This is a genomic window from Kribbella sp. NPDC050820, from assembly GCF_040653975.1.
In the GTDB taxonomy this organism is placed as follows: Bacteria; Actinomycetota; Actinomycetes; order Propionibacteriales; family Kribbellaceae; genus Kribbella.
In genome coordinates, this window is record NZ_JBFAHB010000080.1 from 1 (window position 1) to 12,208 (window position 12,208).

General features: G+C 69.4%; 13 protein-coding genes. 3 read left to right on the top strand and 10 right to left on the bottom strand.

Annotated elements, in window-relative coordinates; translation table 11 throughout:
- Nucleotides 1-133: 133 nt before the first annotated feature.
- The 9 genes from AB0H36_RS40435 to AB0H36_RS40475 all read right to left on the bottom strand — a co-directional run bounded on the left by AB0H36_RS40435 (nucleotide 134) and on the right by AB0H36_RS40475 (nucleotide 8,449).
- Nucleotides 134-1,705 (bottom strand): FAD-dependent monooxygenase, encoded by a 1,572-nt coding sequence (locus tag AB0H36_RS40435; protein WP_360536023.1) that lies wholly within the window; start codon nucleotides 1,703-1,705, stop codon nucleotides 134-136.
- Nucleotides 1,706-1,709: 4 nt separating this feature from the next.
- On the bottom strand, nucleotides 1,710-2,435 hold the full coding sequence (locus AB0H36_RS40440; protein WP_360536025.1) for an SDR family oxidoreductase: 726 nt from the start codon (nucleotides 2,433-2,435) through the stop codon (nucleotides 1,710-1,712).
- 259 nt (nucleotides 2,436-2,694) lie between these two features.
- Nucleotides 2,695-3,399 (bottom strand): GntR family transcriptional regulator, encoded by a 705-nt coding sequence (locus AB0H36_RS40445; RefSeq protein WP_360536028.1) that lies wholly within the window; start codon nucleotides 3,397-3,399, stop codon nucleotides 2,695-2,697.
- The gene (locus tag AB0H36_RS40450; protein WP_360536030.1) at nucleotides 3,396-4,232 is read right to left on the bottom strand and encodes a fumarylacetoacetate hydrolase family protein; all 837 of its coding nucleotides are present in this window, start codon (nucleotides 4,230-4,232) and stop codon (nucleotides 3,396-3,398) included. The genes AB0H36_RS40445 and AB0H36_RS40450 overlap by 4 nt, the downstream gene beginning before the upstream one ends.
- 119 nt (nucleotides 4,233-4,351) lie before the next feature.
- Complete coding sequence (locus AB0H36_RS40455; RefSeq protein WP_360536032.1) at nucleotides 4,352-4,747, bottom strand: RidA family protein; 396 nt, start codon at nucleotides 4,745-4,747, stop codon at nucleotides 4,352-4,354.
- Nucleotides 4,747-5,835 (bottom strand): Ldh family oxidoreductase, encoded by a 1,089-nt coding sequence (locus tag AB0H36_RS40460; RefSeq protein ID WP_360536034.1) that lies wholly within the window; start codon nucleotides 5,833-5,835, stop codon nucleotides 4,747-4,749. Before AB0H36_RS40460 ends, AB0H36_RS40455 begins: the two co-directional genes overlap by 1 nt.
- Nucleotides 5,832-6,611: an ABC transporter permease gene (locus AB0H36_RS40465; protein ID WP_360536036.1), complete on the bottom strand. Its 780-nt coding sequence runs from the start codon at nucleotides 6,609-6,611 to the stop codon at nucleotides 5,832-5,834. Before AB0H36_RS40465 ends, AB0H36_RS40460 begins: the two co-directional genes overlap by 4 nt.
- Nucleotides 6,608-7,417: an ABC transporter ATP-binding protein gene (locus AB0H36_RS40470; protein WP_360536038.1), complete on the bottom strand. Its 810-nt coding sequence runs from the start codon at nucleotides 7,415-7,417 to the stop codon at nucleotides 6,608-6,610. Before AB0H36_RS40470 ends, AB0H36_RS40465 begins: the two co-directional genes overlap by 4 nt.
- 12 nt (nucleotides 7,418-7,429) lie before the next feature.
- Nucleotides 7,430-8,449 carry an ABC transporter substrate-binding protein gene (locus AB0H36_RS40475; RefSeq protein WP_360536040.1) on the bottom strand — a complete coding sequence of 340 codons (1,020 nt, stop codon included), beginning with the start codon at nucleotides 8,447-8,449 and terminating at the stop codon, nucleotides 7,430-7,432.
- Between the two features lie 359 nt (nucleotides 8,450-8,808).
- On the opposite strand from AB0H36_RS40475, the gene AB0H36_RS40480 reads away from it, so the two are divergent.
- On the top strand, nucleotides 8,809-10,158 hold the full coding sequence (locus AB0H36_RS40480) for a histidine kinase (protein ID WP_360536042.1): 1,350 nt from the start codon (nucleotides 8,809-8,811) through the stop codon (nucleotides 10,156-10,158).
- A gap of 1 nt (nucleotide 10,159) precedes the next feature.
- On the top strand, nucleotides 10,160-10,816 hold the full coding sequence (locus AB0H36_RS40485) for a response regulator transcription factor (RefSeq protein WP_360536044.1): 657 nt from the start codon (nucleotides 10,160-10,162) through the stop codon (nucleotides 10,814-10,816).
- Between the two features lie 19 nt (nucleotides 10,817-10,835).
- Here AB0H36_RS40485 and AB0H36_RS40490 read toward each other — a convergent pair whose 3' ends face one another.
- The gene (locus AB0H36_RS40490; RefSeq protein WP_360536046.1) at nucleotides 10,836-11,408 is read right to left on the bottom strand and encodes a MarR family transcriptional regulator; all 573 of its coding nucleotides are present in this window, start codon (nucleotides 11,406-11,408) and stop codon (nucleotides 10,836-10,838) included.
- 124 nt (nucleotides 11,409-11,532) lie between these two features.
- Between AB0H36_RS40490 and AB0H36_RS40495 the strand changes: the two genes are divergently transcribed.
- Complete coding sequence (locus tag AB0H36_RS40495; protein ID WP_360536048.1) at nucleotides 11,533-12,186, top strand: NAD(P)H-dependent oxidoreductase; 654 nt, start codon at nucleotides 11,533-11,535, stop codon at nucleotides 12,184-12,186.
- The last annotated feature ends 22 nt before the right edge of the window (nucleotides 12,187-12,208 follow it).

Consider the following 12,208-nt stretch of genomic DNA (forward strand, 5'->3'; position numbering starts at 1 on the left):
GTCGAACCCGGTCATGGGGCCTCCCGGCCTGGACTGAGGAGTGGAGGGAGCGAAGCGACTGGAGCGACGAGGGAAGGCCGGGAGTTCCAGCCCCATGACCCGCCGCGCGGCAGCGCGGCATTCAACAGAGTCATCAACCCTCCCGCGGCACAGGTCGGCCGGTGATCCCGGAGTAGAGCTCGTCGGCCACGCCGGGTCGCATGGGCGCGACTGCGGCGATGTGGCCGTCCGGCCGGACCAGGACGACGGTGTCCGGGCCCACGCCGTACCTGTCGGTGGCAATGCTTCCCGGGTCGAACAGCGCCCGGTCGCGCAGGCCGGAGTCGTGCGGTGCGTCCCACCGGGAGACGGCGTAGTGCTTCAACGCCGGCGAGTCGTTCGGCGGGATGTCCGGCCGACGCCGTACGTCGGTGAAGTAGAGCGCCACGAACGAGTGCCGGCACAGCTCGTGGATCGCCACCCGACCGGACGGGCCCTGCAACTGAAGATCCGGCGCCCGGTCACCGGCCCGTACGGCGGGTGGTTCGGGAGCGGTGGCCACCATCGACCAGTCCCCCTCGCCGGTCACGTCCAGCCGCACACTCAGCAGGGTCCGGGTGTACGCCGTCGCCCAGTCACTGCCGGACGCGGTCACCGCACCGTGCTGGTGGGACATGTACTTGCGGGCGGCCTCCGCCATCTCACCGGAGCCGTTGATCGCCACCGGCCGCTGCTCCTGCTCGTACCCGTCCAGCAGGGCTTCGTCCGCCCAGCCGCGCAGCACCCAAGCGAGCCGCCACGGCAGGTTGGACGCGTCCAGCGCACCCGTGTTGAGTCCCAGCGCCCACATCGGCGTGATCAGGTGGGCCGCGTCGCCCATCAGGAACACCCTTCGGTCCACGGACCACTGGTCCGCGACCCGGTGGTGCACGTTGTAGACCACTGAGCCGAGCAGCTCGATCCGATCCACCTCGCCGATGAACTGCTTGACCTTGACCAGCAGGTCCTCGTCCCCCGGCGGCTCGGCGCCCGGGCCGAGCGGGAACAGGAACCGCCAGTTGTCCGGCTGCCGGATCAGCACCATCCACTCGGACTTGTCCGCGAAGTACGCCAGGTAGGGGTAGTCACGGGCGTTGTCGACGTCCAGGTCGACCACGACGTCGATCAGCATGTACCGCTCGGGCAGAGTCTCCCCCACCACCGTCACACCGAGCGCGTCGCGGATCTTGCTCCGGCCGCCGTCGCACGCCAGCAGGTGCGAGGCCTCCAGCGTGCGCGGCCCCTCCGGCGTCTCCACCTGCAGTACGACGCGGTCGTCCCGCACCTCGAAGGACGTGAGCCGGTGCTGCGTGAGCACGGGCTGCGACAGCGCCGCCGCGAGGATCGGCTCCATCTTCTGCTGCGGCAGGTTGATCACGAACGGGAACTGGGTGTCGTTGACCAGCTCGGCCAGCCGCACCGAGGCCCGGGGCGTGTTGCTGGCCCGGTCGATGTCACCGATCTCGTCGATCCGCAGCGCCGCGGCCAGGATGCCGTCGACCGCGCCGTACCGGTTCCAGATCTCCAGGGTGCGGCTGAGCGTCGTACCGGCCTTGGTGTCCGAGGAGAGGACCGCGTCCTCCTCGAGCAGCACGAACGGTACGCCGTAGTGCGCCAGGCCGAGCGCCGTCGTCAGGCCGATCGGGCCTGCACCGACGATCGCGACGGGCAACTGATCAGCAGTCACTCATTCACTCCGCGAAGGTTGTGAGCTTGGGAAAGGCACGTTCCCGGGTCAGCACCGACCCGGTCATCGCGGCCGCGTCGGACAGCAGGAACAGCAGTGGACCGACCACGTCCTCGGGGTCGCCGATACCTATGGTGTCCTGCCAGTGCTCCCGGTCCGCACCGGCGTTCGCTCCTCGGAACTGCTCGGTGTCGATCACGCCCGGCGCGGCGATGTTCACCCGCACCCGGTGTTCGGCCACCTCGGCGGCCAGCGACTTCGCGAAGGCGATCAGCGCAGCCTTGCTCGACGCGTACGCCGCCGCACCGGCCCACCCGGTGACGGCCATACCCGACGTGAACACGACCACCGACCCGGACCGCCGCGCCACCATGTGCGGTACGACGGCCTGGCACACCCACACCACTCCGTCGAGGTTCACCTGCAGCGTCCTGGTCCACTCGGCCGGGTCCATCTCGACCACAGTTGACCGAGGCTGCACCGCAGCGCCCGCGACCAGCCCGTCGATCCGCCCGTAGCGAGCCATCACCATCGCGACGGCAGACTCCACTGACGCGCGATCTGCAACGTCCACCTCGACGTAGTCGACCCCCACATCAGGCTTCACCACGTCGAAGACCACCGCAGTGCCTCCGCAGGCCGTCACAGCCCGGGCCAGCGCCGCTCCGATGCCCTGAGCACCACCAGTGATCACCACGACCTCACCGGCCGCATCGAAGCTCACCTTCATGAGTTTGATGGCATGCGAACCCCGTCGTTCACGGCGAGGAGCGGCATCCATCTCCCTCCTTTCAGGTTTTGTCGGTAGGCGCAGGTAGTATTTTCGCCGGTTGCGATAGCCAAGCAACTGGCAGTAGGACCAGTAGTAACCGCGGCCGGGCGGGCCGTGGCAGCGCGGGGAGCCTTCTTGTGCAGTAAGGCACGGCTGTGAACCGCGAACCTCAGCCCGCAAGGGTTGGAATCCCCTGCCTTCGGGTGGTGGGAGGACGTCAAGACGTCTCCTTCTGCTTCGATGATGACGTCATCGTTTGGGTGATCCGCTGGAAGGCGCCGACCAGGTGGTTACGCAACGCCTGCTCGGCGGCTTCCGGGTTGCGGGCGACGCAGGCGTCCAGGATGGCCTGGTGCTCCACTCGGCTCCGCTCGATCAGGGCCGCGGTCGGCCGGCTGCCGAACCGGTACCGCTCACTGTTCTGCCACACCGGCTCGATCGCCCGAGCGAGCCACTGCGACCCACCGGCCCGGTAGATGGCGAAGTGGAAGTCCGCATGCGCCTGCCGCGCGCCCACCGAGTCCTCTGCACGAGACAGCCGGAGGTGCTCGGCCAGAGCGGCAGTCGCCTTCTGGAAGTCCTCGTCGGCGAAGTGCTCCGCAGCCGCACGTACGGCGAGACTCTCCAACGCCAGCCTGGTCTCGTGCGTGTCCCGCAGATCGGCCAGCGACAGGTCCCGGACCCAGGCGCCCCGGTGCGGGATGATCTCGACCAGTCCGAGCGCCTCCAGCCGGCGGAGTCCCTCCCGGACCGGCATCTGGCTCATCTCCAGGCGACTCGCCAGCTCGACCAGCCGCAACGGCGTACCGCTGGGCAGTTCGCCGGACAGGATGAGCTGGTGCAACTCGGCCGCAGCATGCTCGGCGAGCGTACGGCGCCCGCCGCGACCCCCACCTGGTAGCAACTCCAACGGACCGCTCATGCCCACGTCACCTTGTTGCGGAGCTCACCGATCTTGTCGGCGCGGGTGACGACCAGATCGCCCTCCTGCAGGAAGACCTGCGGCTCGCGGGCGTTGCCGATGCCTGCAGGCGTCCCGGTCAGCAGGAGGTCGCCAGGGCGCAGCGTCATACCGAATGACAGCTCGCTGATCAGCGTCGCAACGTTGAAAGCCATCTGCTTCGTCGACGCGTCCTGCCGCACCTCACCGTTGACCAGGCACTGCAGCCGCACGTCCTGCGGGTCACCGAGCTCGTCGGCCGTCACGATCCAGGGGCCGAGCGGCATGGTGTTGTCGATGCTCTTGCCCTTCAGCCACTGGCCGCCGTGCGCCCGCTGCAGGTCCCGCTGCGACACGTCGTTGGCCAGCGTGTAGCCCCACACGTAGTCGAGCGCGTCTGCGGCCGGGATGTTGCGGCCGGTCTTCCCGATCACCAGCGCCAACTCGGCCTCGTAGTCCCACTTGGCCGAGATCGCGGGGTCCCAGGCGATGTCGTCGTACGGGCCGATGACGGTGTCCGGGCCCTTGGTGAAGAAGGTCGGGTGCTCGGGCCGGTCGACGTCCTGGCCCTCCCGCTTGCCGCGGCTCTCCTCGAAGTGGTCCCAGTAGTTCCACCCGGTGCACAGAATGTCCCGGCGGAACCGTCGCAGCGGCGGCCGCAGAATCTCTTCACTGTAAGGGATGCGCTCGTCACCGACGGCGTCGGCGCCCGAGATGATCGCAGCGAGATCCGTTGCTGAGAGCAACAAGACCGAGTCCCCGTCGACCACTCCCGGCCGTTCCCGGCCGCCGTGCTCCACCATCACGTACCGCATCTCAGGTCCACTCGACGCCACGCATGCTAACCCCCCAACTCATCCGCGTCCTCGCTTCGCTCCGGGCGCGGCTGAGGCACGAAACGGGCTGTGCTTGATGATGAACTCGCTACGCTCGTTCATGAAACCACCGCGACAGCGCTGATCTCGATCAGATAGTCGGGGTGCGCGAGCTTGCTGACCTCGACCATCGTCGAGGCCGGCAGCGGCTCGGTGAAGTACTGCGCCCGGATCTCGTGGATCTTGGCGAAGTCCTCCATGTTGCGCACGTACACATCCACCCGGCAGACGTCCGCGAGCGTGCCACCGGCCGCTCGCACCGCCGCCTGCACGTTCTCGATGACCTGCCGGGTCTGCTCCCGGATGTCGCCGACGCCGGCGATGCTGCCGTCCGGCCGGCGTGCCGTCATCCCGGAGACGAACACCATCCGCCCGGTCGCCTCCACCGTGGTGGCCTGCGAGAACACGCCGTTCGGGCTGTGCAGGTCGGTCGTCGAAACCTGTGTCTTCGGCATCAGTCGAGCACCCCTCCCGCCGGGACGACGGCGCCGACCGCGCGTGCGGCCGCCAGCAACCCGTCCAGCCCGGACCTTTCGATCAGCACACCGTGCCGCCGCTGGTGCGAGGCCCGTTCCGCCTCGATCTCCCCCGGCAGGTACAGCCGGCCCACCCCGGGCGCCGTCGCGCTGCCGCGCACCCGCGCGGCCAGGCCGGACGAGCGGCGCCGGAAGTTCTCCACGCCGCCCAGCAACTCCGGGTCGATCGCCAGGAACAGGTGGGCGCAGTCGTTGGGCCGGCCCGGCTCCCGGTACAGCGGCCGCACCTGGTCGCCCCAGCCGCCGCCACTCAGCACTCCGGTCAGTACGTCGATCATCAGCGCCAGCCCGAAGCCCTTATGCCCGGCAGCGGGCAGCAGCATGCCGAGGACGGCTTCCTCGGCATCCGTGGTCGGGGTCCCCTCCGAGTCGGTCGCCCAGGTGTCCGGGATCGGCCGGCCGGCTGACGCCGCGAGCCTGATCTTGCCGAGGGCAACAGCCGACAATGCCATGTCGAGAACGATCTCCACGCCGGCCGAGGTCGGCACCGCGACCGCCAGCGGGTTGTTGCCGACGATCCGTTCGGCCCCACCGGGAGCAGGCATCAACGGCGTCGTGTTGGACATCGCGACGCCGACACAGCCTGCTTCACCGGCCTGCATCGCCCAGCGGCTGGCCGCGCCGAAGTGGTGCGCGTTGCGGACCGACACCAGGCCGATCCCGTACCGGCCGGCGCGCTCGATCGCGTGCCCCATCGCCTGCGGGCTCGACAGCTGGCCCATTCCGCCCCGCGCGTCCACGACCAGCGCGGCGCCGGCGTCGTACAGAACGTCCAGCTCGCGTTCCCTGGTGACACCGCCGGCGTTCAGCCGTTCGACGTACATCGGGACGAGCATGATGCCGTGCGAGCTCACGCCGCGCAGGTCCGCCTCGACCAGGGCAGCGGCGATCTTGCCCGAGTCGGCCGGGTCGAAGCCGAGCGCGCTGAACACCGCCGAGACGGTGGCCTCGAGCCACGCGGGCCGGACCAGCACCCGGCGATCGGCGTCGGAAGCCTGCGCTGTCATCGGGTCTCCTGGGCCCACGGCAGGAACAGGTGCTCCAGCAGGACCAGGCCGTAGAACAAGATGATGCTCATGATGCTGAGCAGCGTGATCGCGGCGAACGCCAGCGCGGTGTCGGCACTCGCACCGGACTGCTGGATCACGTACCCGAGGCCCTGGGTGGCGCCGACGAACTCGGCGATCACCGACCCGATCACGGCCAGCGAGATGGCCACCTTCAGGCCGGTGAAGATCTGCGGCATCGCGTAGCGCAGCCGCAGCTTGAAGAACTCCTGGGTCCGGCTCGCGTTCAGCGACCGGAGCAGCTCGACCAGCTCGACCGGTGTCGACTTCATCCCCTGCGCGGTCGAGATCACGATCGGGAAGAAGCACATCAGCAGCACCATGACGACCTTGGGCCACTGCCCGAAGCCCATCCAGACCACCAGCAGCGGGGCGATCGCGATCTTCGGGATCGCGTTCACCATCAGCAGCAGCGGGTAGACCAGGCGCTCCAGGATCACCGAGCGGACGATCAGCAACGCGATCGGGACGCCGATCACGATCGCCAGCAGGAAGCCCTCGACCGTCTCCAGGAACGAGATGCCGGTCTGCTGCAGCAGGTACGCCGGCTGGTCGAAGAACGTCCTGATCACGTCGGACGGGCTGGGCAGCAGGTACGACTCGATGGAGAAGACGACGGTGGCGACCCCCCAGAGCGCGATCGCACCGATCAGGCCGACGATCGGCAGCAGGACGGCGGCGGTCGGAGACGTGGTCAGCCAGGAACGCTTCTTCACGGCCGCACCTCGTCGACCGGGCGCTCATCCATCGGTTGACCGGCCTTCTCCGCCAGCAGCCCGTGCAGCAGGCCGCTGATCTGCGCGACCTCGGTGAGGTGCGAGTTCTGGCCCAGGCTGCGCGGCCGCGGAATGTCGATGTCGACGACCTCACGCAACCGCCCCGGCCGCGGCGTCAGCACGACCACCCGGTCGGCCAGTACGACGGCTTCCTCGATCGAGTGCGTGACGAAGACGATCGTGGTGGACAGCTCCATCTTGATCCGCTGCAGTTCCTCGGACAGCTCGGTCCGGGTGAGCGCGTCGAGCGCGGAGAACGGCTCGTCCATCAGCATCACCTGCGGATCGCGGATCAGCGAGCGGCACAGCGACACCCGCTGCTGCATGCCGCCGGACAGCTCGTGCGGCAGCCGCCGCTCGAACCCGCGCAGGCCGACCAGCTCGAGTAGTTGATGCGCCCGGTCCCGGTACGCCGCCTTCCCGCGGTCGCCCTCGCCGCCGTCGATCTCGACCGGCAGCATCACGTTGGACAGCACCGACCGCCACGGCAGCAGGGCCGGGCGCTGGAACATGAACGAGACGTCCCGGCGCGGCCCGGTGACGGGTTCCCCCGCCACCGCGACCGTGCCGGACGTCGGCGGCAGCAGTCCCGCGATCAGCCGGAGCAGGGTGGACTTGCCACACCCGGACCGGCCGATCAGCGTGACGAACTCGTTCGGCCGGACGTGCAGGTCGATTTCCTCGAGGGCTACGACCCGGCCCTCGCGTCCGTCGAAGACCTGCCCCACACCGTCCAGCCGAATCATCGTGGGCCGGCCTCAGCCCTTCGGGGCGAGGTCGACGGTGACCACGTCGGCGGGCGTCACCGAGCCGGCCGGCTCGATCGCCTTGGCGTCGTCGAGCACGGAGATGATCTTCTGCACCCGGGTCGGGTCGACCGCACCCAGCGGGCCCTTGAAGTCGTCCGGCTTCACGTACTTCTTCATCAGCTCGAGCTCCTTGGTGGCCACCGTGACGTCGGTCTGCGGCACGTGCTTCTTCAGGATCTCGGCCGCCGCAGCCGGGTCGTCGATGGTGTCCTGCAGGCCCTTGAGCAGCGCCTCGGTGAACTTCTTGACCTGGTCCGGGTGGTCCTTGGCCAGGTCGGAGCGGGTGATGATCGCGTTGCCGTACAGGTCCGGCAGCTTCTCGCCGTACGGCAGCGTCATGACCTTCTGCTTGGCCGCCTTCTCCACCAGCGGGACGCCGACCACGAACTGGCCGATCCCGTCCACCTTCTTGGAGGCGAGCAGCTGCGGCAGCGCGGGCGGCGGCGACGGGACGAAGGTGACCGAGTCGGCCGGGATGCCGGCGGCCTTGGCGTAGACCGGGAACATGACCTGGTTGGTCGAGCCCGGCTGGTCGCCGATCCGCTTGCCGACCAGGTCCTGCGGCTTGCTGATCGGGCCGCCCTCGAGCACCGCAATCGCGGCCAGCGAGCGCTGGTGGATCATCCCGACCGTGGTGATCGGCAGCTTCTGCTTGCCGAGCGTGATGACGGTGGCGGTGAAGTCGCCGATGCCGTAGTCGGCCTGACCGCCCGCGACCAGCTTCATCACGTCGACGGTGCCGGAGCCTGGGTTGATCGTGACGTCGAAACCGGCGTCCTTGAAGTAGCCCTTCTCCAGGGCGACGTACGCGTAGGCCTCACGACCGAAGGTGTTGAACGAGGTCAGATAGCTGACCTTCTGCAGGCCCGAGTCCTGGCTCTGGCCCTCGTTGCCGCTGTTGTTGCACGCACTGACCAGGGCGAGCCCCAGGACCGCCATCAGAGCGACGGCGGAACGCCTCAACCTCATATCGACCTCTCTCCTCCGATATTTGATCAAACATCAAATATGGAAAGGTGGTCAATCGGCCCCTCGGGGACTTCACAGTGACTTAACGTCCACTGCGCCGGGTCCCCGCAGAGCCCGCTTGCCACCCGTCCTGGAGCCGTTCCCCATACCTGTCCGCACCGGACGGGCATCCCGCCCCGACCACAGACCGTACCTGCCTGGACAGCAGATCGCGACGCCGATCGGCTCCGAACCGGTCCTTCCCCCGTCAAATTTACGTAAACCCTCCGTCGCGAGTGACGCACCCCACGTATTCGTTCGAACAACTGTTCCCTCCGGGGAGGGAGGTGTGCCGAACCGCGGTTTGGGACGATAGGGAGGTGGTGGACGGGCTGGTACCTGAGTCGGCGGCCTCCGGACGTGCAGCGGCGCGTCCGGCGGGCAGGCTCGCGCGTACTGCGTCCGCGCTGGTCCGCGGCGTCCGCTGCCTCGGCCGGGCGTCGACGTACCTGCGCTGGGTCTACCTGCTGCTCGGCGCGGCGCTGGTGCTGGCGTTCATCCTGGTCGACAGCGCGCTCGGAGCCCTCGCCCAGGACCTGGACCTGCCGGTCGTTGCCGAGGGCATCCTCATCGGCATCCTGGTGGTCGGCCCGCCGATCGCGCTCGGCATTCTGCCCGCGGTCCGCGAGGTCGAGGGCATCGCGGTCGAGTCGCTGCTCGGCGTCCGGTTCGAGGAGCGCCCGCTCGGCCCGGCCCGGACCTGGGCGCAGCGCCGCCGGACCACGACCTGGTTCTGCCTGCACCTGATCACCGGCGGCATCGTCGGCACGCTCAGCACGGTCGTCTTCGGCCTCGGCGCGGTGTTGCTCGCGGCCCCTTTCCGCTCCCCCGGCCGGCACGAGCTGATGCCCGACCTCAGCTACCGGATCAAGGGCGACTGGACCGATCTCTGGATGCCTGCGGCCGCGCTGGGCGGGATCGTCGGGCTGTTCTTCCTGTCCGCCGCGGTCGGCGCGCTGCTCGCCTACCTCGCCCCGCGCGTCCTCGGGCCGACGTCGGCAGAGCGCATCGAGTTGCTCGAGCGCCGTACGGCGACACTTGCCGAGCGCAACCGTCTGGCCCGGGAGCTGCACGACAGCGTCGGGCACGCGCTGAGCCTGGTCACGATCCAGGCGGCCGCCGCCCGCCGGGTGCTGGCGACCGACCCGGAGTTCGCCGAGACCGCGCTGGCGGCGATGGAGACGTCGGCCCGCAACGCGCTGGCCGACCTCGACCACGTGCTCGGCTTGCTCCGGGACGACCGCCGGCCGGGTTCGCAGACTGCGCCACAGGCGACTCTCGGCGATCTCCCCCGGCTGGTCGAGGCCACCCGGGCGGGCGGGATCACGGTCGACGTGCAGCAGGACGGCGACCTGGGCCGGCTTCCGGCGGCGGTCTCCCGGGAGGCGTACCGGATCGTCCAGGAGGGCCTGACCAACGCCATCCGGCACGCGGGCCGTCCGGCCGGCGAGCTCACCGTGGACCTGTCGATCCGGCTGGACGACACCGGGCTGCGGCTCGAGCTGATCAACCCGGTGAGCGACGGCTCGGACCACGCGGGTGGTGGCCGCGGGTTGGCCGGGATCCGTGAGAGAGTCGCCGTACTGCGAGGAACCGTCGACGCCGGCCTGGACGGCGACCGGTGGCGGCTCGCGGTGACACTTCCGGTCGCAGTGACGACGAAGGGCTGAGATGAACCTGTCGGTGGTCGTGGTCGACGACGAGCCGTTGATCCGCAGCGGGCTGCGCGCCATCATCAACGCCGAGCCCGACCTGGAGGTGGTCGGGGAGGCCGGCGACGGCGCCGAGGTGCTGCCGATCGTCCGCCGGACCGGCGCGGACGTCGTGCTGATGGACGTCCGGATGCCCGCCGTCGACGGCATCCAGGCCACCCGCCTGCTGCTCGAGAACCTCGACCCGGCGCCGCGGGTGCTGGTCGTGACGACGTTCGAGAACGACGACTACGTGTACGATGCGCTGCGGGCCGGCGCGTCCGGGTTCCTGCTGAAGCGGACGCCGCCGGACGACATCATCGCCGCGATCCGGACCGTCGCGAGCAGCGAGTCGCTGCTGTTCCCGGAGGCGATCCGTGCGCTCGCCCTCGCGCACGTGGGCGCCGAGCAGTCGAAGCAGAACGGCCTGGACGAGTACCAGCTGACCGAGCGGGAGCAGGAGGTCCTGCGCCTGATGGCCAAGGGGCTGTCGAACGCGGAGATTGCGGACGACCTGATCCTGGGCTTGCAGACGGTCAAGACGCACGTCGCGAACGTGCTCGCCAAGCTGAACGCCCGGGATCGCACCCAGGCCGTGATCCGCGCCTACGAGTCAGGCTTCGTCCCGCTCCACTAGGCCGTCAGGATCTAGGTGCCTAGGTGCTGGCCGGGTCGTCCGTCTCGGCCAGCGCGCAGGCGTTGTGCAGCGGGTCGACCGCGTTGGCCTTCATCGCCACCCGCTGAAGCAGCATCCGGAAGCTGGCGCGCTCGGCCTGGTCCAGGCTGCCGAGGATCTCGTCCTCGGCAGTCGACAGCCGCCGCTCCAGGTCACAGAGCGTCTCCTTGCCTTCGTCGGTCGGCACGATCAACCGCGCCCGCCGGTCGGCCGGGTCCGCCTGACGCTGCACGAGGCCGGCCTTCTCCAGGTCGTCCAGGAGGTACGTCATGACGGTCCGGTCCACGCCGAGCTGCGCAGCCAGATCGAGCTGCCGCCTCGGACCCTCGGCGACGGTCGTCGCCAGCACCTGATAACCCCGCGGCCCGCCGGGCACGTCGTCGAGCGACTCGGCGGCGGCCTTCGCGTACCGCCGGAACACCACACCCAGCGCCCAGCCCAGGTCGGACTCGACCGGTGCGCCGCTGGCGACCCGTGGCTCCAGCCCGCCAGTGCCCCGGCGCGCCACCTCACGGGCGATCCGGCCTTTGACGTCGGGCGAAGTACTGGTCATGTCCCCATCGTACGTGGTGTACGCCACCCGGAATACGATCTGACTTGAATATGTTCTGCCACACAGACTATCTTCAGAGCAGCTCATTAAGAGCCGCCCCCTCACGACGATGGAGACAAACCTGATGTCCACCCTGCTACGTGTCGACGCCAGCCTTCGGCTCGACGGATCGGTCAGCCGCGCCCTGGCGGACAGCGCGGAGGCCGCCTGGAAAGCGGAGCACCCGGACGGTGTCGTGGTCCGCCGCGACCTCGGTCAGCACCAGCTTCCGGTGACCGCGTGGCCGGCGCTGGTGACCGCGAAGCTCGGCGGCGACGCCGGTCCGGAGCTCGCCGGGGCCAAGGCGCTGGCCGAGGAGCTCGCTGCCGAGATCAAGGCCGCCGACGCGGTCCTGCTCGCCGTGCCGCTGTACAACTACGGCATCGCCCAGCACGTGAAGACCTGGATCGACCTGCTGCTGATCGACCCCGAATTGGTCTACGGCCCGAGCCCGATCGCCGGCCGGCCGGCGATCTTCACGCTCGCCCGGGGTGGTGGCTACAGCCCCGGCACCCCGAAGCACGGCTGGGACCACGCCACGCCGTACCTGGAGCGCATCTTCGGCGACGTGTTCGGCATGAACATCCGGACCGCCGCTGCCGAGCTCACCCTCGCCCCGGTCACCCCGGGCATGGAGGAGCTCATCGACGCCTCGAAGGTGTCCGAGACCGAGGCGCACGTCACCGCTGAGCAGCACGGGACCGTGGTGGCTCGCGAGCTCACGGCCAACGCCGCCTGACCCCTGCCGCTGACAGCGCCTC